This window comes from Streptomyces sp. NBC_00457 (assembly GCF_036014015.1).
GTDB lineage: Bacteria > Actinomycetota > Actinomycetes > Streptomycetales > Streptomycetaceae > Streptomyces.
Map to the genome: position 1 here is coordinate 8,308,366 of NZ_CP107905.1, position 22,155 is coordinate 8,330,520.

A 22,155-nucleotide genomic window follows, 5' to 3' on the forward strand; every position below is an offset into this window, starting at 1 on the left:
GCCGACTACGAGGTTATACGCCCTGACTGACAGAGCTCATATTGAAGTCCGGCACCCTCAGCGCGGGCATGGCGGCCCTGGTGAACCAGTCGCTCCATTCCCTCGGCAGCGTCTTTTCCGTGCGCCCCGCCTCGGCCGCCCGCCCCAGCAGATCCACCGGCGACTCGTTGAACCGGAAGTTGTTGACCTCGCCGGTCACCTCGCCGTTCTCGACGAGGTAGACGCCGTCCCGGGTCAGGCCGGTGAGCAGCAGCGTGGCCGGGTCGACCTCGCGGATGTACCAGAGGCAGGTCAGCAGCAGCCCGCGCTCGGTGCCGGCGACCATGTCCTCCAGGGACCGGTCCGTGCCGCCGTCCAGGACGATGTTGTCGATCGCGGGTGCCACCGGCAGTCCGGTCAGCCCCGCGCTGTGCCGGCTGGTCAACAGGTGCCCCAGCTCACCGGCGCGCACCCACTCGGTCGGCTTCAGCGGCAGCCCGTTGTCGAAGACCGACTGGTCGCCGCCGGAGGAGTGCGCGATCACGAAGGGCGCGGACTCGAGGCCCGGCTCGTTCGGGTCGCTGCGCAGGGTCAGCGGCAGCTCGGTGAGCCTGTCACCGACGCGCGTGCCGCCGCCGGGCTTGGAGAACACCGTGCGGCCCTCGGTGGCGTCCCGGCCCGAAGCCGACCACATCTGGTAGATCAGCAGGTCGGCGACGGCGGTCGGCGGCAGCAGCGTCTCGTACCGGCCCGCGGGCAGCTCGATCCGCCGCTCCGCCCAGCCGAGCCGTACGGCCAGCTCGGCGTCCAGCGCCGCCGGGTCGACGTCCTTGAAGTCCCGGGTCGACCGCCCCGCCCACGCCGAGCGCGTACGGTCGGGCGACTTGGCGTTCAGCTCCAGCGTCCCGTTGGGCTGGTCATGACGGAGCCGCAGACCGGTGGACGTACCCATGTACGTCGACACCAGCTCGTGGTTGGCGAAGCCGTACAGCTCGCGGCCACCGGCACGCGCGCGTGCGAACGCCTCACCGAGCGCCGGGGCGAAGTCGGCGAACACGGTGGACGACGTCTCGGCCGGGGCATCCGTGAAGTCCTCGGACGCCGGTACGCCCGTGACCAGCGGCTGCGCGTCCTCGGCGGGCCCGGCGCCGCGTGCGGCGGCCTCGGCGGCGCGCACCAGCGGCTCCAGCTCGTCGATCGTCACCGCGGAGCGTGAGACGACGCCCGACGCGGTGCCCTCCTTGCCGTCGACGGTGGCGATGACCGTGAGCGTGCGCCCGCGCGTGACCCCGTTCGTGGTGAGCGCGTTGCCCGCCCAGCGCAGATTGGCGGTCGACTGCTCATCGGCGATCACGACGCAGCCGTCGGCCCGGGACAGCTCCAGCGCCCGCTCGACAACCTCGTGCGGCTTGCTCGTACGCGCGCTCATCGACCGGCCTCCTGCGTGGTGTTCAGAATGTTGACGCCCTTGAAGAGGGCCGACGGGCAGCCGTGCGAGACCGCGGCCACCTGACCCGGCTGGGCCTTGCCGCAGTTGAAGGCGCCGCCCAGGACATACGTCTGCGGACCGCCGACGGCCGCCATGGAGCCCCAGAAGTCGGTGGTCGTAGCCTGGTAGGCCACGTCCCGCAGCTGACCGGTCAGCCGCCCGTTCTCGATCCTGAAGAACCGCTGGCCGGTGAACTGGAAGTTGTAGCGCTGCATGTCGATCGACCAGGACCGGTCGCCGACCACATAGATGCCGCGGTCCACGCCCCCGATCAGGTCCTCCGTGGACAGCCCGGCGGGGTCGGGTTGCAGGGACACGTTGGCCATGCGCTGCACGGGCACATGGCCGGGGGAGTCGGCGAACGCGCACCCGTTGGACCGCTCGAACCCGGTCAGCTTCGCGATCCGCCGGTCCAGCTGGTAGCCGACGAGCGTGCCGTCCTTCACCAGGTCCCAGGACTGTCCCTCGACGCCTTCGTCGTCGTATCCGATGGTCGCGAGGCCATGCTCGGCGGTGCGGTCACCGGTGACGTTCATCAGCTCGGAGCCGTACTTGAGCTTGCCGAGCTGGTCGAAGGTGGCGAAGGAGGTGCCGGCGTAGGCGGCCTCGTAGCCGAGGGCGCGGTCCAGCTCGGTGGCGTGGCCGATGGACTCGTGGATGGTCAGCCACAGGTTGGAGGGGTCGACGACGAGGTCGTACGGCCCCGGCTCGACGCTGGGGGCGCGCATCTTCTCGGCGAGCAGCTCGGGGATCCGGGCGAGTTCGTCGTCCCAGTCCCAGCCGGTGCCCGTCGCGTACTCCCAGCCACGGCCGACGGGCGGTGCGATGGTGCGCATCGAGTCGAACTCGCCGCTCGACGCGTCCACCGACACCGCCGTCAGCTGCGGATGCAGCCGCACCCGCTGCTGCGTGGTCACGGTCCCGGCGGTGTCGGCGTAGAACTTGTTCTCGTGGACGGTGAGCAGCGACGCGTCGACGTGATCGACCCCGTTCGCCGCCAGCAGCCGGCCGCTCCAGTCCGCCAGCAGCGCGGTCTTCTCCTCGTCGGGCACGGTGAACGGATCGATCGCGTACGACGAGATCCATGTCTTCTCGGCGTGCACGGGCTCGTCGGCGAGTTCGACCCGCTCGTCCGACCCGGCCGCCCGGATCACCTGTGCGGACAGCTTGGCCATCGCCACCGCCTGCGAGGCGACCTTGGCGGCGGCGTCGAGCGTCAGATCCACGCCGGACGCGAACCCCCACGTCCCGCCGTGCACGACCCGCACCGCGTACCCGAGGTCGGTGGTGTCCGACGATCCGGCGGGCTTGCCGTCCCGCAGGCGCCAGGACGCGCTGCGTACCCGCTCGCACCGGAAGTCCGCGTGCTCCGCCCCCAGCGCACGCGCGCGTGCCAGCGCGGCGTCGGCCAGAGCGCGTAGCGGAAGTGCCGTGAAGGCTTCGTCGATCGTATGAGGCACGGAGGTCTCCCTGCTGTCGTGGCCTGTCGGCTCCGATCATGTCGCCCATCCCGGCGAGGGACCACAGGTTTCCGGCTGACGTGCGCCTCTTTCTGTAGGGACCCCACAGTGAGTGCCCTTCGCCGCTGTCGGTGCCCGATTCTCCGCAGAAGGGAGCGGAACGATAGGTTTTTGATGAAGCCGCCTGTCATCCAGGTGTTCGGGCGGGGGAACCAACCGCTAGTGAAAGGGTGATCCGTTGAGCCGCTCGGTTCTCGTCACCGGAGGCAACCGGGGCATCGGCCTCGCCATCGCCCGCGCATTCGTCGACGCCGGCGACAAGGTCGCCATCACCTACCGTTCCGGTGAGCCGCCCGCCGGCTTCCTCGCCGTCAAGTGCGACATCACCGACCCCGAGCAGGTGGAGCAGGCCTACAAGGAGATCGAGGACGCGCACGGCCCCGTCGAGGTCCTCATCGCCAACGCCGGCATCACCAAGGACCAGCTCCTGATGCGGATGTCCGAGGAGGACTTCACCTCGGTCATCGACACCAACCTCACCGGCACCTTCCGGGTCGTCAAGCGCGCCAACCGCGGCATGCTGCGCGCCAAGAAGGGCCGTGTCGTGCTCATCTCCTCGGTGGTCGGGCTGTACGGCGGCCCCGGTCAGTCGAACTACGCCGCCTCCAAGGCCGCCCTCGTCGGGTTCGCGCGTTCCCTCGCCCGTGAGCTGGGCTCACGCAACATCACCTTCAACGTCGTCGCGCCCGGCTTCGTCGACACCGACATGACGAAGGCGCTCACCGACGAGCAGCGGGCCACGATCATGTCGCAGGTGCCGCTCGGCCGGTACGCGCAGCCGGACGAGGTCGCCGCGGCGGTGCGTTTCCTCGCCTCGGACGACGCCTCGTACATCACTGGAGCCGTCATTCCCGTTGACGGCGGACTGGGAATGGGTCACTGATCACCATGAGCGGAATTCTCGAGGGCAAGCGCGTCCTGATCACCGGTGTGCTGATGGAGTCCTCCATCGCCTTCCACGCCGCCAAGCTGGCCCAGGAGCAGGGCGCCGAGATCATCCTGACCGCGTTCCCGCGGCCCACGCTGACCGAGCGCATCGCCAGGAAGCTCCCCAAGCCCACCAAGGTCATCGAGCTCGACGTCACCAACGACGAGCACCTCGGCCGCCTGGCCGACATCGTCGGCGAGGAACTCGGCGGCCTCGACGGCGTCGTCCACTCCATCGGCTTTGCCCCGCAGGACGCGCTCGGCGGCAACTTCCTCAACACGCCGTTCGAGTCGGTCGCCACGGCCATGCACGTCTCGGCGTACTCCCTGAAGTCGCTGACCATGGCCTGCCTGCCGCTGATGCAGAACGGCGGCTCGGTCGTCGGCCTCACCTTCGACGCGCAGTACGCCTGGCCGCAGTACGACTGGATGGGCCCGGCCAAGGCCGCCCTGGAGGCCACCAGCCGCTACATGGCGCGTGACCTGGGCAAGCAGAACATCCGCTGCAACCTCATCTCCGCCGGCCCCATCGGCTCGATGGCGGCCAAGTCCATCCCGGGCTTCTCGGAGCTCGCCTCCGTATGGGACACCCGTGCCCCGCTGGAGTGGGACCTCAAGGACCCGGACCCGGCCGGCCGCGGCATCGTCGCCCTGCTCAGCGACTGGTTCCCGAAGACCACCGGCGAGATCATCCACGTCGACGGGGGTCTGCACGCCATCGGCGCGTGACGCACGACGACTGCCGGAGGGCCCGCGTTCCCATCAGGGACGCGGGCCCTTGGCGTATCACCCGTTCGGCCCACCCGCCGGGCGCGGGAGGGCCACCACCGCACACCCTGAAGTACGCCTTCACCACACGCTTCCCTCCCCAGCACGGCCGAGGAGGTCCCGTTGTGCGCATCTCCCGCAGCCTGGCCTCAGTGACCGTCGCCGCCGCTCTCGTACTCTCCCTGTCGTACGAGGCGATGCCCCACGCGCGCGTGAAGGTACGGCAGCCCGCCGCACCGGAGCCGTTCGGCGCCGCGTGCCGCAGCAAGGTCATCGGCTCCTACGTGACCGCGTTCTGCCACAACCCGTATCCGCGAACGGACAGCGTCCGTCTGCACATCGAGTGCGACCGCTGGTGGGACGTCGACAGCGACGGCGCCGCGGTCGACGCGGGGCCCGCGCAGACCGTGCGGCTGACCGGCCGCTGCTGGAAAGAGGTCCGTTCGGTGTGGGTCAGTCACCGGAAGCGGGCGCTGTGAACCGGCCGGGACGGCACAGGAACGGATAGCTCGCGGCCTCCGCTGCCGCTGCCGCGGTGTCGCCCGTCCGGATCGCGTCGACGAGCCGTGTGTGGTCCATGTACGTCTCCGGGGTCAGCTCCTGGCCGACGTCCTCGCGCAGCCAGTCCCGCAGCACCTCGCTCAGGTCCGCGTACATGGCCGTCATCGCGTCGTTGTGGGAGGCGGCCACCACCGCCAGGTGGAAGGTCGTGTCCGCCGCCACGAAGGCCTCCGCGTCGCCCGACGCCCACGCCTCCTCGCGCCGCACCAGCAGCGCGTCGAGCTGCTTGAGGTCCTTCTCGGTGCGCCGCTCGGCGGCCAGTCTCGCGGCGCCGGACTCCAGGGTGGAGCGCAGTTCGGCGATGTGCCGCGGGTCGGCGTCGGCGAAGCGGCGGTGCATCACGCCCGCCAGCTCGCTGGTCGCGACCACGTAGGTGCCGGAGCCCTGGCGGATGTCCAGCAGACCGTTGTGCGCGAGGGCGCGGACGGCCTCACGCACCGTGTTGCGAGCGACGCCGAGCTGCTCGACCAGCTCGGGCTCCGTCGGGATGCGCGAGCCGACCGGCCACTCGCCCGAGGTGATCTGGTTCCGCAGCGCGGCGATGACCTGCTCGGACAGCGCCGACCTGCGGGGGTGACTCAGGGGCATGGCTCACCTTCGCACGGGACGGTCGGCCGCAGGTGGCCGGAGGGTGGACAACCAATCATCCCATGATTCTATGATGGGCCTCATGGCACGCGAGGAAACCCGGACGACAAAGCCCCCGACGATACGCAGCTCGGCACCCGTGACAGACGCATCCCCGACCGCCACGCGCGCGTGGACGACCCGACTGGTCGTCCTTGGCATCGTGCTCGCCGCCGTCAACCTCCGCCCCGCCATCACCAGTCTCGGTGCCCTCCTGGAAGAGGTCCGCGACGGGCTCGGCATGAGCGGCAGCGTGGCCGGCCTGCTCACCTCGGTGCCCCCGCTCTGCTTCGCCGTGTTCGGCGTCATGGCCCCGCGGCTCGCCCGCCGCTTCGGGCCGGGCGCGGTCGTCTGCGCCGGCATGGCCGCCATCACCGCGGGCCTGCTGATCCGGCCGTACGCCGGGAGCGTCCCCGGATTCCTGGCCGCCAGCGCCCTCGCGCTCATGGGCATCGCCGTCAGCAACGTCCTCATGCCAGTCATCGTCAAGCGCTGGTTCCCGGACCGGGTCGGCTCCATGACCGGCCTGTATTCGATGGCCCTCGCTCTCGGCACCGCCGCAGCGGCGGCGGTGACCGTGCCCATGGCCGACGCCCTGGGCGGCAGTTGGCAGTCCGGGCTCGCGGTGTGGGCGGGGCTCGCGGCGGTGGCCGTACTGCCGTGGATCGCGCTCGTACGGCAGCGGGGGGCGCAGCCGCCTGCCGAGGTGCACCCGCGCGCGGAGCCCGGCACCGAAGCGCACGCGCGCGTGCAGCCCGCTCTGCGCATCACCCGCAGCCGTACCGCCTGGGCGCTCGCCGTCTTCTTCGGGCTCCAGGCCACCGCCGCCTACATCACGATGGGCTGGATGGCGCAGATCTTCCGCGACGCCGGTGTACCCGCCGGCACGGCCGGGCTGCTCCTGGCCGTCACGATGGTGATGGGCGTGCCGCTCGCCTTCGTCATCCCGCGCGTGGCCACCCGACTGCCCCATCAGGGCCCGATCGTGATCGCGCTCGGCGTCTGCGGTCTCGCCGGATACGCCGGCCTGTACGCCGCGCCGGCCGGCGGCGCCTGGGCCTGGGCGCTGCTGCTCGGCGTCTCCAACTGCGCGTTCCCGCTGGCCCTCACCATGGTCGGGATGCGGGCCAGGACCGGCGCGGGCGTCGCCCAGCTCTCGGCGTTCGCGCAGAGCACGGGGTATCTGATCTCCGTCCCCGGACCGCTCCTGGTGGGCGTCCTCTACCAGCACAGCGGCGGCTGGGGACTGCCGATCGCGCTCATGACCGGCTTGATGATCCCCCAGATGATCGTCGGCGTCCTGGCGGGCCGCGACCGCACGGTGGAGGACGAGGCGGCCCGCTGAGCCCCACCCCCGCAGACCGGGCCCGTCCGGCGGGTGCGACACTTGGCGCATGTCGCCAGTGCTCGACCCGAACCCGCAGAACGGCCAGAAGAAGATGCTCCTCGTCTTCGGCTCGTTCTTCGCCATCTTCGTGATCATCGCCATCATCGCGACGATCGCCTCGCCGTGACGATCGCCTCGCAGTGACCGCTAGCGGGTCCGATGGTGGGGCTAGCACCACCATCCCCTAGGGGGCGAGTGTCAGGGTCAACTGGGTGGATCACCGGATGGGTTGAGGGCCCGGGAGTCCGTAACTTCGAGGTGTGGCCGCGAGCGGCGGGCACGGATCACCCGAAGACTCACGGAGGCGTCATGTCGGCCCCTACGCAGACCCGGCTCCACCCGGCGCGCTCGGGCCGCCCGGACATCAGGCTGCCCTGGTGGGCCCTGGCTCTCCCCGCGCTCGCGTTCGTCACCCTGCTCCTGCTGATACTCAACCCGTCCGACGCGCACGCGGCCACCACGGACCCGGCGATCACCCAGCTCTTCGAGCACATTCTGCAGCTGATATCGCGCTGAACACCTGCTGAGCCGCCCGTCAACTCCCTGCGCCCGTTGGCGTGTTTCATGCGAAGCTGGGACGCATGAGCGTCGCAGAACCCCGCAGGATCGTCCTCTTCCGGCATGCGAAAGCCGACTGGCCACAGGTGACCGACCACGAGCGGCCGCTCGCTGAGCGGGGCCGCATGGACGCCGCAGTCGCCGGACGCAAGCTCGCCGACACCCACATCCCCTTCGATCTGGCCCTGTGCTCCACTTCGGCCCGGACCCGGGAAACCTGGAAGCTCGCCGTCCAGGAATTCCCCCACCGGCCGAAAACCGTCTATGAGGAGCGGGTCTACGAGGCCTCGCCCGGCGAACTGATCGCCGTGCTCAACGAAACCCCCGACGACGCGCAGAACGTCCTCATGATCGGCCACAACCCGGGCATCCAGGGCCTCGCCGAGATCCTCGCGGGCTCGGCCGAGGGTGACGCCCTGGAGCGGCTGAGCCGCCGCGGCTTCCCCGCCGCCGCCTTCGCGGTCCTGTCCTTCGAGGGCTCCTGGAAGTCACTGGAACCGGGCACGGCCACCCTGCGCGACTACTGGGCACCCTCCGAATAACCCCACGCGACCGGCAAGGGGCCCGGCACCGCACCGGTGCGGGCCCCTCGTACCTCTCCACGGCCTCGCCTGCTCATGCCTGCCCCGTCTGCACAGAGCCGCCTCGTCCGCTCAGCCCTCGTCGTGGGTGTCCGCCGCCTCGACCTCTTCGCGGGTGACGCCCAGCAGATACAGCACCGTGTCGAGGAACGGGAAGTTCACCGCGGTGTGCGCGGCCTCGCGGACGACCGGCTTGGCGTTGAAGGCCACTCCCAGTCCGGCCGCGTTCAGCATGTCGAGATCGTTGGCACCGTCACCGATCGCCACGGTCTGCGCCAGTGGCACACCCGCTTCGGCGGCGAACCGGCGCAGCAGCCGCGCCTTCCCCGCCCGGTCCACGATCTCGCCGGTGACCCTGCCGGTCAGCTTCCCGTCGACGATCTCCAGCGTGTTGGCCTGCGCGAAGTCCAGGCCGAGACGTTCCTTCAGATCATCCGTGACCTGAGTGAAACCGCCCGACACGACGCCCACTTGGTAGCCGAGCCGCTTCAGCGTACGGATCAGCGTGCGTGCGCCCGGCGTCAGCCGCACCTCGCTGCGTACCTTGTCCACCACCGAGACGTCGAGCCCCTTCAGCAACGCCACGCGCGCATGCAGCGACTGCTCGAAGTCGAGCTCCCCGCGCATCGCCGCCGCCGTCACCTCGGCGACCTCCGCCTCGCAGCCCGCGTGCGCGGCGAAGAGCTCGATCACCTCGTCCTGGATGAGCGTCGAATCCACGTCCATGACGACCAGGCGCTGCGCGCGCCGGTGCAGTCCCGCGGCCACGACCGCCACGTCGACACCCAGTGCCGCCGCGTCGGTCACCAGGGCCGTGCGCAGCGGCTCGGTCTCCACGCCGGACACCGCGAACTCGACCGCCGTCACCGGGTACTTGGCGAGCCGGAAGATACGGTCGATGTTGCCGCCGGTGCGCGTGATACGGGCCGCGACCGCGGCGGTCGCCTCCGCGGTGAGCGGATGCCCGAGCACGGTCACCAGCGAACGGCCGAGTCCGCGGGGCCGGTTGTCGCCCGTGCCGGAGATGATCTCCGCCTGCATCTTCATCGACTCCGCCCAGCTGTGGACGGTGGCGCGCAGGTCCCCTTCGAGCCCCCTCGGCGGCTCGGTCACCAGCACGCACAGCACCATCCGGCCACGCGTGACGACCTGCTCGATGTCGACCACGTCGACCGAGTAGGCGGCGAGGGTGTCGAAGAGGCCGGCCGTGATGCCCGGCCTGTCCTTCCCGAAGATCTTGACGAGAAGGGTGGGGAAGTCTGAGGTCTGCGAAGCGCTCATGGTGCTCCCACCGTATCCGGCACCCTGTGCCCATCGCCCCGCAGGTCCGCCCAGCGGACGCGGAACTCTGGATGTCGCTCGGGTGACAGGCGGCTGACAGGCAGCTCACAGAAGGGCGGCCGCCACCGATGGACACGGCACGGCCACCGGCCCGTCGGTTCGGCGCCCCTTCAGTGCACCCCTCAGTGCCCCTTCGGCGCCCTCGGAGGTGGCGGCGGAGGCGGAGGAGGCGGCGGCGGTTGCCGCCGCTGGTCCGGCGGGGCCTGTTCCGCGTCTTCGCGGCGCGACTTGGCGGACCGTCGCGGCCACCGCGGCGGCGGCCCCATCGGCTGGGCCACCGTCGGCGCGCCGTACATGTCACCGCCGGGCGGCGCCCCGCTCGCCGGCCGGGCGTCGGGGGAGGGCGGCGCGTCCGCCCTTTCCTGCCCGGGCGCCCGCACCTCTCCCCGTTCCGGACCCGGCCGCGCATCCTCCGGCTCCCGCAACCCGTCCGGCATCCGCAGATACGGGTTGGTGGCCGGGTTCGGAGGCCGATACGGCGCACCGGGCACGTACGGCCCCGACCGCCCCGCATGCTGCGGAAACGTCCCGCCCTCGGCCGTCACCCCCACGGCTCCCGCCCCCACGTCCCCGCGTGCCAACGGCGACGCCGCCCGCCCTGCCGCTCCGGTCGCCCGCGCCAGCAGCGCCCCGGCAGCGCCCGCCCCCGCACCCCAGGCGGCACCCAGCAGCAACGCCATGCCGAGATGCCCGTGCAACTCGATCCCCGCCCCGAACGCGTCCACGCCCAGCACCGACAGCGAGGCATCCACCGACACGTCCGCGAGCCACGCGAGCAGCGGCAGCGCCAGCGCGGTCACGACCCCGAGCCGCAGCGCACACCGCCCGGCGAAACCGAGGGCGCCAGGATCTCGTACGACCTCTGGATCCCGTACGCCCCCCGAACCCCCCACCACAGGCGTCCGCACCGCATGCAGCACCCCCGCCAGCAACATCATCATCGCGGCGGCGACTCCGAGCAGCCACACCCGTCCGTCCAGTTCGGCCAGCCGGCTCAGGGAGACGGACTGGTCGACCTCCGAGCTCAGCAGATCGTCCAGGGGATCCGGCAGAAGGGCGGTCAAGGGGCCGGACGCGCGGCCGTCCCACGGTACGAAGAGGCCGATGGGGATGCCCAGCCAGACGCCGTTCGGGGCGCCGAGCAGGGCCGCGCCGGCGATCCGCTTGGGGTTGTCGTCGCCGATCGCCGCGTACGCGGCCGCCGCGAGCCCCGCGGCGACCGCCACCAGCAGCACCGTGACGAGGGCGGACACGGCCGGCCGTACCACTCGGTGGACGATCTCCCAGCCGTGCGGCAGGGGAGTGCGGCGGGAGGCCAGCAGGGCGATCAGCAGGACCCCCGCCGACCAGAACAGCCCGCCGAGCAGAGTCGGCACCGTGTCGACGGTGAAGCCGACCGCCGCCTCGGCGTCGACGAGGTCGCCGACCTGATCGGGCAGCAGCCCGCCGATGTCCCCGATGTCCCCGACGCCGGGAATCTCGACGCCGCCGTCACCGCCACCGCCGGGCAGGTTGTCGAGGCCGAGCGCGCCTCCGTCGATCGTGATCACGTCGTGCCCCGCCCAGGCCAGCCCGCCCAGCGTCGCCACGAAGAGGGCGATCACCGTGCCCGCGCGCGCGAGGAGTTCGGACCGGGAGATCACAACTCCGGCCGCACGCAAGGACCGTAGGAAGAACCATGGCAGAAGCAGCGCACCGACCAGGCTCACCCCCAATGGCGTGATCTCGATGGCGGTGTTCGCCTCCGCGCCGGTCAGCCCGAATGCGGACACATCGCCCGACGGCGTGACCGAACCACCCGCCCCGAGCGCCACCACTGCCGCGGTCATCGGTCCGAGCGAGGCCGTCGAGTCCGCCTCCAGCAGATGCAGGCCGAGCGCGGCCGTGCCCGCCATGCCTATCAACGCCCAGCTGACGGCGGCGATCGCGGACAGCAGGACGTCGCCCCAGGGCACCTTCGTGTCGTAGGTTGCGCTCCTGACGCTCAAGGCCGGTTTCATGGCAGACCCCCCGATCCGCAGCGCGGCGCTACCGCCGCGTGTGTCCCCCTCGCGTGGGATTACCACTCTCCGGGCCGGTTTCAACCCCGTCAACGGAACCAGTCGAAGCGTGTGTGCGTGGTCCTCACAAGGCCCGGCTTTCAGTCAGGGGGCGGAGCCTGAAATAGTTCCCGACGATGTTCGACATCCCTAGACTCCCTGTGATGGGGGTAACTCGGGGGACTACTCAGTGGGGCATGGAGTGCCGGAACTCGTACTGGAATTGAACGGACGGACCTGGACGCTCGACCCGTCCAGGCCATACACCCTCGGACGTGATCCGCAGGGGGACATCGTGCTCGATGACGCCAGGGTGTCCTGGCGTCACGCCACGATCAGCTGGGGGGGCCGCAGTTGGGTCATCGAGGACCACGGCAGCACCAACGGCACATTCGTGCAGGGCCAGCGGATCCACCAGATGGAGATCGGCCCCGGCTCGGCCGTGCACCTGGGCAACGCGACCGACGGCCCGTGCCTGAACGCGTCCGGCACCGCGGCCGCTGTCGCCCAGCCCCAGCAGCAGCCGTACGCCGCGCAGAGCGCGAGCCCCGGCTGGGCACAGCAGGCGCCGCCGCAGCAGCAGGTTCCGCAACAGCAGGGCTGGCAGCAGCCGCAGCATGCCGCCCCGCACATCCCGCAGCAGCAGGGCCCCGGTGGTGGCGCGGGGGCGCCGCCGGTCTACGGCGACCGCAGTCCGACCACGTTCCACCAGTTCTCGATCGGCCGCGTCATGCGCATCGGCCGTGCCCTGGAGAACGACCTGGTCGTCTCCGACCTGCAGGTCTCGCGCAACCACGCCGAGTTCCACTCGATGCCCGACGGCCGCATGGAGATCCGCGACCTGGGCTCGCACAACGGCACGTACGTCAACGGCCAGCCGATCGCCAAGGGCGGCTCGCAGATGTTGGGCCCCGCCGACATCGTGGGCGTCGGCCACTCGACGTTCCGGATCGTCGGCGACCGCCTGGAAGAGTTCGTCGACACCGGTGAAGTCTCCTTCTCCGCACGCCACTTGACGGTCACCGTCGACGGTGGGAAGCAGATCCTCAAGGACGTCTCCTTCGGCGTCCCGGAGAAGTCGCTGATCGCGGTCATCGGACCGTCCGGCTCCGGCAAGTCGACGCTGCTCAAGGCCCTCACCGGCTACCGGCCCGCCAACGAGGGCGACGTCCTCTACGACAACCGGAACCTGTACAAGCAGTTCGCCGAGCTGCGTCAGCGCATCGGTCTGGTCCCGCAGGACGACATCCTGCACAAGGAGCTGACCGTCAAGAAGGCCCTCAAGTACGCGGCCAAGCTCCGCTTCCCGGCCGACACCACCGCACGCGAGCGCGATCAGCGCATCGACGAGGTGCTGCGCGAACTGAAGCTGGACGTCCACAAGGAGAAGAAGGTCACCTCTCTCTCCGGCGGCCAGCGCAAGCGCGTCTCCGTGGCCCTGGAACTGCTCACCAAGCCGTCGCTGATCTTCCTCGACGAGCCCACCTCCGGTCTCGACCCGGGCATGGACCGCGACGTCATGCAGCTCCTGCGCGGCCTCGCCGACGACGGCCGTACGGTCCTCGTCGTCACGCACTCGGTGGCCGAGCTGGCGATCTGCGACAAGCTCCTGGTGATGGCGCCGGGCGGCGCGGTCGCCTACTTCGGCCCGCCGGAGGAGGCGCTGAACTTCTTCGGCTACGACACCTGGGCCGACGTCTTCTCCGCCTTCGAGAACTACCGCGACTACGACTGGGCCGGACGCTGGAAGGGCTCGCAGCACTACCAGATCTACGCCGCGGACATCGACGCGATAGCGGCACAGTCCGTACAGATGCCGCCGATGCAGGCGATGCGGCCGCCGAAGCCGCAGGGCTGGATGTCCCAGTTCACCACGCTGGTGCGCCGCTATGTCTCCGTCATCGCCTCGGACAAGGGCTTCCTGGCCCTGACGGTGATCCTGCCGCTCGTCCTCGGCTCGGTGAGCCTGCTCATCGACCAGGGCAAGGACCTCCTGGTCAACACGGAGATCAACCCGAACACCGGCCAGCCTGTGGCGAACGGCACGGCCCTGACCGTCCTGCTGATCCTCGCGGTCGGCGCCTGCTTCGCCGGCGCCGCCAACTCCGTCCGTGAACTGATCAAGGAACGGGTCATCTACGAGCGGGAGCGCGCGACCGGCCTGTCCCGGTCCGCGTACCTGATGTCCAAGGTGTTCGTGCTCGGCTGCATCACGGTGTTGCAGGGCCTGATGGTCGGCGTCATCGGCTTCTCCAGCCGCACCATCCCCGACGAGGGCCTGATCCTCGGCAGCCAGACGCTGCTTGAGCTGTGCATTCCGATCATGGCGCTGGGCTTCAGCGCGATGATGTTCGGCCTGATCATCTCGGCCCTGGTGAAGACCGCCGAGAAGACCATGCCGCTGCTGGTCATGTTCGCGATCGTCCAGGTCGTCTTCACGGGCTGCCTGTTCCCCCTGGCCGGCTCGGTCGGCGTCAACGAGCTCTCGTACCTGATGCCGTCGCGCTGGGCGGTCGCCGCCGCGGGCGCCACGCTCGACTTCAACCGGATCAGCCCGCCCGCCAAGGGCGAGAGCAACGACCCGCTGTGGGAGAACACGGTCGCCGTCTGGGGCATGGACATGGTCGCCCTGATCGCCATCGGCGTGATCTGCGGCTTCTTCGTGGCCCGCTTCCTGCGCCGCCACGAGCCGGAGGTCATGCGGAAGTAACCGCTCTCGTACGACGCCGAAGCGCGGCGCCCCGGCAGGGGCGCCGCGCTTCGGCGTTACGCGAGGCTGAGGTCCGCGCCGACCTCAGTACGCGCTGTTGACGTTGTCGATCGAGCCGTACTTGTCGGCCGCGTAGTTGGCGGCGGCGACGATGTTGGCGACCGGGTCGTACTGGCTCTTGGCCGTGCCCGCGACGTGGTAGGCGTCGAAGGTCGGCTTGATGACCTGCAGCAGACCGATCGAGGGGACACCGTTGATGGCGTTGATGTCCCAGTTGTTGATGGCGTTCGGGTTGCCCGAGGACTCCCGCATGATGTTGCGGTACAGACCGTTGTAGCTACCCGGGATGCCCTTGTCGTCCATGATGTCGAGGGCGTGGTTGATCCAGCCGTTGAGGTTGTTGGCGTACGGCTTCGCGGCGACGGGCTTGACCGCGGCGCGCTTGGCGGACCGGCTCGCGGCCTCCTTCGCCTTGCGCGCGGCCTCGGCCCTCTTCTTCGCGGCGGCAACGGCGGCCTCGTGCTTGGCGTGGGCCACGGCGGCCTTGTGCTTGGCATGGGCCGCGGCGGCCTTCTTCGCCTCGGCCGCGGCGGCGGCGTGCTTCTTGGCGGCGATCTGCTCGGCCTTCAGGCTGGCGCCGGCGAGCTGGTCGGTTACGCCGGCCTTGACATCCTTGATCTTCTCGGAGCTGTACGCCACCTTGCCCGCGGGGGCAGCCTCGGCCGTGGTCGACTGCGCGTTGCTCGGCACCGCGGAGATCGCGACCGCTGCGGCGCCGAGCGTGGCGACACCGGCGATGGCGATCTTGTGGGTGCGCTTGAGAGCGCGACTGTGGCCAGGGTTCTTGGTGTTCTTGGGCATGGCAGATGGACCTCTTCGAATAGCGCGGAGGTCGCTCGCTGTCCGGCAGGGGACACGGGTGCTTCCGGCACAAACGCCGCGGGGCGATACCCGCGGCGCTGAGCGACGGGAGCCATTGTTAGCGGCCGCAAAAATGCCATGCAAAGGTGTGACGTACGATCCCCGGTAGTGGATCAGGGAAGGGCAAAACGGGACAGACCGGAGCGTCTGCCCCGCTCATGCCGGGCGCCTTTGTCTCCTATTGCCCTTAGTACGTGATCTGCGCCCTATGTGCGGCCTCACATCGACCGCGAAACAGTCTCACCAACTGTTGCTGGAGCAATGCTCTGTGTGAGCGTTCTCCGACGGCAGGACGAGATGCACGTCCCCGAACTCGTGCCACAGGTAGCGCTCGCGCAGCGCCTCCTCATACCCCCGGTCGACCGCCGCGCGCCCCGCGATCGCCTCCAGCATCAGCAGATGCGAGGCCTGCGGCTCATGCAGCCCGGTCAGCAGCCCGTCCACCACCCGCACCCCGCGCTCCGGGGTGACGACGAGGTCCGTCCATCCCGCACGCGCGCGTACGACCCCGTCGGGCCCGACCGCCGACTCCACCGCCCGCACGGCCGTCGTACCGACCGCGATCACCCGCCCGTCCCCAGCCTCCACCGCGTTGATCAGCCGCGCCGAAGCTTCAGGCACTGCGAACCGCTCCGGATACGGCGGCTCGTGCACCTCGGCCGAGGCCACCCCGGTGTGCAGCGTCACCGGAGCGAACTGCACCCCCCGACTCACCAGCTCCGCCACCAGCCGGGCCGTGAAGGGCCGGGCGGCACTGGGCATCTCCGCGCTGCCCAGACCGTCAGCGGTGGGGAGGGCGAAGACCGTCTGGTACACGGACAAGGGCTGGTCCCTCTCCGTGTACGAGTAGCGAATCGGCCGCCCGTGCTCCCGGAGCATGCCGAGCACCGCCGCCCCGCTCACCCGCGCCCACCACAGCCGCTCGCTCAGTGCCTCCTCCAGGACCAGCCGCACACCCCCGGGCAACCGCACCTCGGTCTCCGCGGGGCCGCCCGCACGCGCGCGTGTGGACCCCTTCCCGTCCGGCTCCCGCAGTTCGACGGCCCACCGCCCGTCGTCCCCGAGGGTGGAGAAGTGCACGACCACGCGCGCGTGCCCGATCCGCCCGTCCACCGCGGCGGCGAGCGTCGGCGACGTATTGACGATGAGCAGGTCTCCCGCCCGCAGCAGCCGCGGCAGCTCCGTGAAGGTGTGATGTGACACAGCACTGCCCCGCGACACCAGCAGCCGTACGGAATCCCGGTCGAGCCCGGGCCCCCGCTGCTCGACCGGCACGCGCGCGGACAGCTCCTCCGGAACCTGCAGCGCCAGCGTCATCGCCCCTCCGCCAGGGAGGGCGCGCTGTACCGGCCACTGGCCGGACGGTCGTCCAGCAGCCGCAGGAAGGCGGGCACCACACTCGCCGGCGCCGGCCGCGGATCGTCGTCGTCCGGTACGGCCGCCGCGTACAGGTCCGTGGCCATGTCGCCGGGATCCACCGCCCACACCCGCAGCCCGGGCTCCTCCGCGCCGAGCACCGCCGCGAGGTGGTCCAGGGCCGCCTTCGAGACCCCGTAGCCGCCCCAGGTCTCGTACGCCTCGGCAGCCGCGTCCGAGCTGACCGTGATCACCGCGCCCGCCCCCGACGCCCGCAGCAGCGGCAACGCCTCCTGCACGAGGCCCAGCGCGGCCACCACGTTCACCTCCAGCGCCCGCCGCAGCCCCTCCAGAGGCAGCGCGTCCAGCCGTGCGAGCGGCTCGACGCCCAGCGCGCTCGCGTTGCTCACCACCAGATCGACCCCGCCGAGCTGCCAGGCCGCCGCGACCAGCTGGGCCCGGTGCGCGGCGTCCGTGACGTCGCCCGGCAGCGCCGTCACGCGCGTGCCGTACGCGGACACGGCCGCCGACGTCTCATCCAGCACCTTCGCCCCTCTGGCGTCCAGCACCAGATCCCAGCCCCGCGCGGCCAGTGCCTCTGCGAGCGCCCGCCCCAGCCCCTTCGACGCCCCTGTGATGATCGCTACCGGCATGACACACGTCTCCTTTGATCGGCTCGCCCTCAACGTAGGAACGGGCCCGCGGTCGCCGCCTCGGACGGGGGCCGCAAAGCAGTGGGTCCTTTCGCCCTAAGCCGTGCCTCCGGGACCTGCGGCCTAGGCCGACAGCCCTAGGCGGTGGCCGCCGACGGTCCGATCCGCGTTGTCCGACCCCGCCGGTACCGTGAGGACATGAGTCAAGGCCCCCGGTCCGGCCTCGCCGCGGTGAGTTCCGCGCTGCTGGCCATGAGCAGGCACCTCGAGGTGCGCGACGTCCTCAAGACGATCGTCGCCTCGGCCCGTGAGCTGCTCGACGCGCAGTACGCCGCACTGGGCGTCCCGGACGACCACGGAGGCTTCGCCCAGTTCGTGGTCGACGGCGTCAGCGACCAGCAGTGGAAGGCCATCGGCCCGCTGCCGCGCCAGCACGGAATCCTCGCTGCGATGCTTCAAGAGGCCAAGGTCGAGCGCCTCGCCGACGTCCGCAGAGACCCCCGTTTCGAGGGCTGGCCGTCGGCACACCCCGACATGGTCGACTTCCTGGGCCTGCCGATCCGCGACGGCGACGAGGTCATCGGCGCACTGTTCCTGGCGAACAAGAACTGCCCCAAACCGGAAGGAAGTTGCGGCTTCACGCAGGAGGACGAGGAACTCCTGGGGATCCTCGCCCAGCACGCGGCCATCGCCCTCACCAACGCCCGCCTCTACGAGCGCAGCCGCGAGCTGACCATCGCCGAGGAACGCTCCCGCCTCGCCCATGAACTGCACGACGCGGTCAGCCAGAAGCTCTTCTCCCTGCGCCTGACGGCCCAGGCCGCCGCCGCCCTCGTCGACCGCGACCCGTCCCGCGCCAAGGGCGAGCTGCACCAGGTTGCCCTGCTCGCCGCCGAGGCGGCCGACGAACTGCGCGCCGCCGTCGTCGAGTTGCGCCCCGCCGCCCTCGACGAGGACGGGCTCGTCAACACCCTGCGCACCCAGGTTCAGGTCCTCGACCGCGCCCACGCCGCGCGCGTGACCTTCGCCGGGCGCGGGGCACGGGCCCTGCCCGCCGCCCAGGAGGAGGCCGTGCTCCGCGTCGCCCAGGAGGCCCTGCACAACGCGCTGCGGCACTCGGGCGCCGAGCATGTCGACGTGACCCTGGACCGGCGCGGCAGCGGAGCCGTCCTGCGCGTCATCGACGACGGCAACGGCTTCGACCCGCAGTCGATACGCCGCGCGGGCCGCCATCTCGGCCTGGTCTCCATGCGGGACCGGGCGAGCGGGGTCGGCGGCAGCCTGACGGTGGAATCGGCGCCCGGCAAGGGCACCACGATCGAGATGGAGGTCCCCGGTGGGTGACGCAATCAGGGTGCTGCTCGTCGACGACCACCAGGTGGTCCGCCGTGGCCTGCGCACGTTCCTCGAAGTGCAGGACGACATCGAGGTCGTGGGCGAGGCAGCGGACGGCGCCGAAGGAGTCGCGCGCACCGAGGAGTTGAAGCCCGACGTCGTCCTCATGGATGTCAAGATGCCGGGCATGGACGGCGTCGACGCGCTGCGCAGACTCCGCGAACTGAACAACCCCGCGCGCGTGCTCATCGTCACCAGCTTCACCGAACAGCGCACGGTGGTCCCGGCCCTGCGCGCCGGTGCCGCCGGCTATGTCTACAAGGACATCGACCCCGACGCCCTCGCCGGCGCCATCCGCTCCGTGCACGCCGGCCACATCCTGCTCCAGCCCGAGGTCGCGGGCGCCCTGCTGTCCCAGGAGGAGGCCAACTCGGGCCAGGGCAGAGCCGGTTCGCTCACGGAACGGGAGCGCGAAGTGCTGAGCCTGATAGCCGACGGCCGCTCCAACCGGGAGATCGCCCGCGCCCTGGTCCTCTCCGAGAAGACGGTGAAGACCCATGTGTCGAACATCCTGATGAAGCTCGACCTGGCGGACCGAACCCAGGCCGCGCTGTGGGCAGTACGCCATGGTGTGGCCGGATAAGGCTCGTTCCGAGCGGCAATACGGAGGGTTCCACTCCGGGCTGAGATTCATACCGTCGTGGGAATGTCCCCCAGATGGCGCATCCTCCGTGGATCTCCGCCGTTCTCCAGTGCGTGCTGCGGCGACTGCCGCGGCGATCGCAAGGAGGGCTTAGAAGTGAAGAACCTGAAGAAGGTAGCGGCCGTGACGATGGTGGCCGGCGGGCTGGTCGCCGCGGGTGCCGGTATGGCCTCCGCCACCGACGGCGCCGCGGCCAACGGCAAGGCCGTGGGTTCGCCGGGCATCGTCTCGGGCAATGTCGTCCAGGCCCCGGTGCACATCCCCGTGAACGCGGTCGGCAACAGCGTGAACGTCGTCGGTGTACTGAACCCCGCCTTCGGCAACCTGGGCATCAACCGCTGACCTCCCTCGCGGAGCAGCAGTGACCTCCGGCCTCCCGGGCACCCACCCCCGGGAGGCCGGTCAGCGTCCCGCCCGCCGCGGCGCAGCCCCTTACCGCGCCCCTCGCTCCTGCTCCTCCACCACCGCGTTGTACGCCGCCACCTGCGCCCGCCGGGCCGTCCGCTCCACCGGCCGCAGCGCAGCCCCCCGAGCCGCCATCTCGCCCGCGCTCACCGCACCCCCGTGCCCGTTCTCGTACGCCACCGAGATCAGCATCCCCACGCGCTGCGCCAGCTCCAGCACCCGTACCGCCCGCGGCGGATACCCCGGCGCCAGCACCTCACGCCCCCGCTCGGCCCGCGCCCGATACGCCTCGATCGCCGCCTCGGCCACCGGCCCGGACCCGGCGACATCCAGCCGCGAGAGCACCTCCGTCGCGTCCCGCAACGCCTCCGCCAGCTCGCGCTCGGCCTCACCCAGCGACGGCACATCCGCCGGCGGCGCCTCCCGCACCGCCAGGCAGCGCCATACGACCTCGACATGCACATCGCCGTCGGGCCCGGCCTCGTACACCTCGGGCACCAACCCGAAGGCGGCGCCGTAACAGATCACCGCCTCCTCGGCCTCCAGCGCCCGCGCGTTGAACTCGGGCGGTCCGCTCAGCCCCAGCGGATGCCCGGGCTGGGGCAGCGCGACCCGCAGCCCGCTCGCCCCGAGCGCCCGCAGCCTCCCCAGCGCGAGCGTGAGCCCGACCGGCGCGGCCTCGCCCGGCAGCCCCTCCACCCGATGCACCGCGTCCTCGCCGACGATGGCGAGAACGGCGTCATCCGGAGAGACAAGTCCGGCCAAAAGGGCATTTCCCCAAGCGGCAAGGCGTCCTGAACGCGGTTCCGAAAGCATGCGTCCACCCTAAGGACCGGACCGATGGAATGGAGCGGGCGGCCGGTGGCGTAGATTTCGTTGAGGGCTGCGCCTAACGGCGCACACGAGAAGCCGAGACGCCGAGACCGGTCACACTGCAAGGGGAGACAACGCGCTCATGAGCGATGTTCTGGAGCTTCAGGACGTATCCGTGGTCCGGGAGGGCCGGGCTCTCGTGGACCAGGTGTCCTGGTCGGTGAAGGAGGGCGAGCGCTGGGTCATCCTCGGCCCCAACGGCGCCGGCAAGACCACCCTCCTCAATGTCGCGTCCAGCTACCTCTTCCCCAGCAGCGGCACCGCCACCATCCTCGGCGACACCCTCGGGCAGGTCGACGTCTTCGAACTGCGCCCGCGCATCGGCATGGCCGGCATCGCCATGGCCGACAAGCTCCCCAAGCGCCAGACCGTCCTGCAGACCGTGCTGACCGCCGCCTACGGCATGACCGCCGGCTGGCACGAGGACTACGAGGACATCGACGAACAGCGCGCCCGCGCCTTCCTCGACCGCCTCGGCATGAGCGACTTCCTGGAGCGCAAGTTCGGCACGCTCTCCGAGGGCGAGCGCAAGCGCACCCTCATCGCCCGCGCCCTGATGACCGACCCCGAACTGCTCCTCCTCGACGAGCCCGCCGCCGGCCTCGACCTCGGCGGCCGCGAAGACCTCGTACGCCGCCTCGGCCGCCTCGCACGCGACCCGATCGCCCCCTCGATGCTCATGGTCACCCACCACGTCGAGGAGATCGCCCCCGGCTTCACCCACGTCCTGATGATCCGCCAGGGCAAGGTCCTCGCCGCCGGCCCCCTGGAACTCGAACTCACCTCCCGCAACCTCTCCCTCTGCTTCGGACTGCCCCTCGTCGTCGAACAGGTCGGCGAGCGCTGGACCGCACAGGGCCTCCCGATGTCCTGAACTCCCGGACCCACAAGGTAAGAAGCGTGTGCCGACCTGATCTGCGCCCTGTCCGCGCGCGATCCCCGGTCCTACCATGACCTTGTGGAAATCGACCCGTGGGTGTGGTGGCTGATCGGCGCGGCAGTGCTCGGTGTCGGGCTTGTGATCACCACGATGCCCGAACTCGGCATGCTGGCGGTGGGCGCGATCGCGGCGGCGGTGGCCGCAGGCGCCTTCGGCGGTGACGCCGTCATCCAAGTCGTGGTCTTCGCCGTCGTATCGACCGCACTCATCGCCGTCGTACGGCCCATCGCGGCCCGACATCGAGCGCAGCGACCCCAACTCGCCACAGGCGTAGAAGCGTTGAAGGGCAAACAAGCCGTCGTACTGGAACGCGTCGACGGCTCGGGCGGCCGGATCAAGCTCGCCGGGGAGGTCTGGTCGGCACGCTCCCTCGACACCGGCCGCGCCTACGAAGTGGGCCAGGAAGTCGATGTCGTGGACATCGAGGGTGCCACGGCGATCGTCATGTGACCTCGTCAATCGGCGTATCCCGCAACTGAACC

General features: G+C 70.7%; 22 protein-coding genes. 13 read left to right on the forward strand and 9 right to left on the reverse strand.

Features of this window, described 5'->3' with window-relative positions; translation table 11 throughout:
• Window positions 1-13: 13 nt before the first annotated feature.
• Both OG828_RS37980 and OG828_RS37985 read right to left on the reverse strand, forming a co-directional pair.
• Entirely contained in the window at window positions 14-1,408 is a 1,395-nt protein-coding gene (locus tag OG828_RS37980) for a metallopeptidase TldD-related protein (protein ID WP_328441335.1), read from the reverse strand.
• Complete coding sequence (locus OG828_RS37985) at window positions 1,405-2,928, reverse strand: TldD/PmbA family protein (RefSeq protein ID WP_210575563.1); 1,524 nt, start codon at window positions 2,926-2,928, stop codon at window positions 1,405-1,407. The genes OG828_RS37980 and OG828_RS37985 overlap by 4 nt, the downstream gene beginning before the upstream one ends.
• A gap of 238 nt (window positions 2,929-3,166) precedes the next feature.
• Between OG828_RS37985 and fabG the strand changes: the two genes are divergently transcribed.
• The 3 genes from fabG to OG828_RS38000 all read left to right on the forward strand — a co-directional run bounded on the left by fabG (window position 3,167) and on the right by OG828_RS38000 (window position 5,162).
• A complete protein-coding gene (gene fabG / locus OG828_RS37990; protein ID WP_210575561.1) occupies window positions 3,167-3,871 on the forward strand; it encodes a 3-oxoacyl-[acyl-carrier-protein] reductase in 705 nt (234 codons plus the stop codon).
• Window positions 3,872-3,876: 5 nt separating this feature from the next.
• Complete coding sequence (gene fabI, locus OG828_RS37995) at window positions 3,877-4,644, forward strand: enoyl-ACP reductase FabI (RefSeq protein ID WP_210575560.1); 768 nt, start codon at window positions 3,877-3,879, stop codon at window positions 4,642-4,644.
• A 164-nt stretch (window positions 4,645-4,808) separates the two neighbouring features.
• The gene (locus OG828_RS38000; RefSeq protein ID WP_328503744.1) at window positions 4,809-5,162 is read left to right on the forward strand and encodes a hypothetical protein; all 354 of its coding nucleotides are present in this window, start codon (window positions 4,809-4,811) and stop codon (window positions 5,160-5,162) included.
• On the opposite strand, the gene OG828_RS38005 is transcribed toward OG828_RS38000, so the two are convergent.
• Window positions 5,137-5,832, reverse strand: a complete 696-nt coding sequence (locus OG828_RS38005) for a FadR/GntR family transcriptional regulator (RefSeq protein WP_328503745.1) — start codon at window positions 5,830-5,832, stop codon at window positions 5,137-5,139. The two genes, OG828_RS38000 and OG828_RS38005, sit on opposite strands and share 26 nt — an antisense overlap.
• Window positions 5,833-5,902: 70 nt before the next feature.
• Between OG828_RS38005 and OG828_RS38010 the strand changes: the two genes are divergently transcribed.
• The 4 genes from OG828_RS38010 to OG828_RS38025 all read left to right on the forward strand — a co-directional run bounded on the left by OG828_RS38010 (window position 5,903) and on the right by OG828_RS38025 (window position 8,358).
• Entirely contained in the window at window positions 5,903-7,216 is a 1,314-nt protein-coding gene (locus OG828_RS38010; RefSeq protein ID WP_328503746.1) for a CynX/NimT family MFS transporter, read from the forward strand.
• Between the two features lie 49 nt (window positions 7,217-7,265).
• On the forward strand, window positions 7,266-7,385 hold the full coding sequence (locus OG828_RS38015; RefSeq protein WP_260859621.1) for an SGM_5486 family transporter-associated protein: 120 nt from the start codon (window positions 7,266-7,268) through the stop codon (window positions 7,383-7,385).
• Between the two features lie 182 nt (window positions 7,386-7,567).
• Window positions 7,568-7,774, forward strand: a complete 207-nt coding sequence (locus tag OG828_RS38020) for a hypothetical protein (protein WP_328367180.1) — start codon at window positions 7,568-7,570, stop codon at window positions 7,772-7,774.
• A gap of 65 nt (window positions 7,775-7,839) precedes the next feature.
• Window positions 7,840-8,358 carry a SixA phosphatase family protein gene (locus tag OG828_RS38025; protein ID WP_328441340.1) on the forward strand — a complete coding sequence of 173 codons (519 nt, stop codon included), beginning with the start codon at window positions 7,840-7,842 and terminating at the stop codon, window positions 8,356-8,358.
• Window positions 8,359-8,469: 111 nt separating this feature from the next.
• Here the strand turns inward: OG828_RS38025 and serB are convergent, their stop codons facing one another.
• Together serB and OG828_RS38035 are read right to left on the reverse strand one after the other, a co-directional pair.
• Entirely contained in the window at window positions 8,470-9,678 is a 1,209-nt protein-coding gene (serB, locus tag OG828_RS38030) for a phosphoserine phosphatase SerB (protein WP_210575553.1), read from the reverse strand.
• Window positions 9,679-9,860: 182 nt separating this feature from the next.
• Window positions 9,861-11,738, reverse strand: a complete 1,878-nt coding sequence (locus OG828_RS38035; protein ID WP_328503747.1) for a streptophobe family protein — start codon at window positions 11,736-11,738, stop codon at window positions 9,861-9,863.
• A 241-nt stretch (window positions 11,739-11,979) separates the two neighbouring features.
• On the opposite strand from OG828_RS38035, the gene OG828_RS38040 reads away from it, so the two are divergent.
• The gene (locus tag OG828_RS38040) at window positions 11,980-14,487 is read left to right on the forward strand and encodes an ABC transporter ATP-binding protein/permease (protein ID WP_328503748.1); all 2,508 of its coding nucleotides are present in this window, start codon (window positions 11,980-11,982) and stop codon (window positions 14,485-14,487) included.
• Between the two features lie 84 nt (window positions 14,488-14,571).
• Here OG828_RS38040 and OG828_RS38045 read toward each other — a convergent pair whose 3' ends face one another.
• The 3 genes from OG828_RS38045 to OG828_RS38055 all read right to left on the reverse strand — a co-directional run bounded on the left by OG828_RS38045 (window position 14,572) and on the right by OG828_RS38055 (window position 17,417).
• Entirely contained in the window at window positions 14,572-15,348 is a 777-nt protein-coding gene (locus OG828_RS38045) for a transglycosylase SLT domain-containing protein (RefSeq protein WP_328441342.1), read from the reverse strand.
• Between the two features lie 300 nt (window positions 15,349-15,648).
• Window positions 15,649-16,725 (reverse strand): S-adenosylmethionine:tRNA ribosyltransferase-isomerase, encoded by a 1,077-nt coding sequence (locus OG828_RS38050; RefSeq protein ID WP_328367196.1) that lies wholly within the window; start codon window positions 16,723-16,725, stop codon window positions 15,649-15,651.
• Window positions 16,722-17,417, reverse strand: a complete 696-nt coding sequence (locus OG828_RS38055) for an SDR family NAD(P)-dependent oxidoreductase (RefSeq protein ID WP_328503749.1) — start codon at window positions 17,415-17,417, stop codon at window positions 16,722-16,724. The genes OG828_RS38050 and OG828_RS38055 overlap by 4 nt, the downstream gene beginning before the upstream one ends.
• Window positions 17,418-17,615: 198 nt before the next feature.
• On the opposite strand from OG828_RS38055, the gene OG828_RS38060 reads away from it, so the two are divergent.
• From OG828_RS38060 to chpE, 3 genes are all read left to right on the forward strand, one after another.
• Window positions 17,616-18,761 (forward strand): GAF domain-containing sensor histidine kinase, encoded by a 1,146-nt coding sequence (locus OG828_RS38060; RefSeq protein ID WP_328367202.1) that lies wholly within the window; start codon window positions 17,616-17,618, stop codon window positions 18,759-18,761.
• The gene (locus OG828_RS38065) at window positions 18,754-19,395 is read left to right on the forward strand and encodes a response regulator transcription factor (protein ID WP_328367204.1); all 642 of its coding nucleotides are present in this window, start codon (window positions 18,754-18,756) and stop codon (window positions 19,393-19,395) included. Before OG828_RS38060 ends, OG828_RS38065 begins: the two co-directional genes overlap by 8 nt.
• Window positions 19,396-19,551: 156 nt before the next feature.
• Window positions 19,552-19,797 carry a chaplin ChpE gene (chpE, locus tag OG828_RS38070; protein WP_210575544.1) on the forward strand — a complete coding sequence of 82 codons (246 nt, stop codon included), beginning with the start codon at window positions 19,552-19,554 and terminating at the stop codon, window positions 19,795-19,797.
• A gap of 90 nt (window positions 19,798-19,887) precedes the next feature.
• On the opposite strand, the gene OG828_RS38075 is transcribed toward chpE, so the two are convergent.
• Window positions 19,888-20,676, reverse strand: coding sequence for a hypothetical protein (locus tag OG828_RS38075; RefSeq protein ID WP_328367206.1), 789 nt, complete (start codon window positions 20,674-20,676; stop codon window positions 19,888-19,890).
• A 139-nt stretch (window positions 20,677-20,815) separates the two neighbouring features.
• On the opposite strand from OG828_RS38075, the gene OG828_RS38080 reads away from it, so the two are divergent.
• Together OG828_RS38080 and OG828_RS38085 are read left to right on the forward strand one after the other, a co-directional pair.
• Window positions 20,816-21,607 (forward strand): ABC transporter ATP-binding protein, encoded by a 792-nt coding sequence (locus tag OG828_RS38080; protein ID WP_328367208.1) that lies wholly within the window; start codon window positions 20,816-20,818, stop codon window positions 21,605-21,607.
• An 84-nt stretch (window positions 21,608-21,691) separates the two neighbouring features.
• Window positions 21,692-22,123, forward strand: a complete 432-nt coding sequence (locus OG828_RS38085) for an NfeD family protein (protein ID WP_328367211.1) — start codon at window positions 21,692-21,694, stop codon at window positions 22,121-22,123.
• Window positions 22,124-22,155: the final 32 nt, after the last annotated feature.

Coding starts and splice junctions, on each gene's coding strand:
- OG828_RS37980 (WP_328441335.1), bottom strand. CDS start 1,408: ATGAGCGCGCGTACGAGCAAGCCGCACGAGGTTGTCGAGCGGGCGCTG.
- fabI (WP_210575560.1), top strand. CDS start 3,877: ATGAGCGGAATTCTCGAGGGCAAGCGCGTCCTGATCACCGGTGTGCTG.
- OG828_RS38005 (WP_328503745.1), bottom strand. CDS start 5,832: ATGCCCCTGAGTCACCCCCGCAGGTCGGCGCTGTCCGAGCAGGTCATC.
- OG828_RS38010 (WP_328503746.1), top strand. CDS start 5,903: ATGATGGGCCTCATGGCACGCGAGGAAACCCGGACGACAAAGCCCCCG.
- OG828_RS38015 (WP_260859621.1), top strand. CDS start 7,266: ATGTCGCCAGTGCTCGACCCGAACCCGCAGAACGGCCAGAAGAAGATG.
- OG828_RS38020 (WP_328367180.1), top strand. CDS start 7,568: ATGTCGGCCCCTACGCAGACCCGGCTCCACCCGGCGCGCTCGGGCCGC.
- OG828_RS38025 (WP_328441340.1), top strand. CDS start 7,840: ATGAGCGTCGCAGAACCCCGCAGGATCGTCCTCTTCCGGCATGCGAAA.
- serB (WP_210575553.1), bottom strand. CDS start 9,678: ATGAGCGCTTCGCAGACCTCAGACTTCCCCACCCTTCTCGTCAAGATC.
- OG828_RS38035 (WP_328503747.1), bottom strand. CDS start 11,738: ATGAAACCGGCCTTGAGCGTCAGGAGCGCAACCTACGACACGAAGGTG.
- OG828_RS38045 (WP_328441342.1), bottom strand. CDS start 15,348: ATGCCCAAGAACACCAAGAACCCTGGCCACAGTCGCGCTCTCAAGCGC.
- OG828_RS38050 (WP_328367196.1), bottom strand. CDS start 16,725: ATGACGCTGGCGCTGCAGGTTCCGGAGGAGCTGTCCGCGCGCGTGCCG.
- OG828_RS38055 (WP_328503749.1), bottom strand. CDS start 17,417: ATGCCGGTAGCGATCATCACAGGGGCGTCGAAGGGGCTGGGGCGGGCG.
- OG828_RS38060 (WP_328367202.1), top strand. CDS start 17,616: ATGAGTCAAGGCCCCCGGTCCGGCCTCGCCGCGGTGAGTTCCGCGCTG.
- OG828_RS38075 (WP_328367206.1), bottom strand. CDS start 20,676: ATGCTTTCGGAACCGCGTTCAGGACGCCTTGCCGCTTGGGGAAATGCC.
- OG828_RS38080 (WP_328367208.1), top strand. CDS start 20,816: ATGAGCGATGTTCTGGAGCTTCAGGACGTATCCGTGGTCCGGGAGGGC.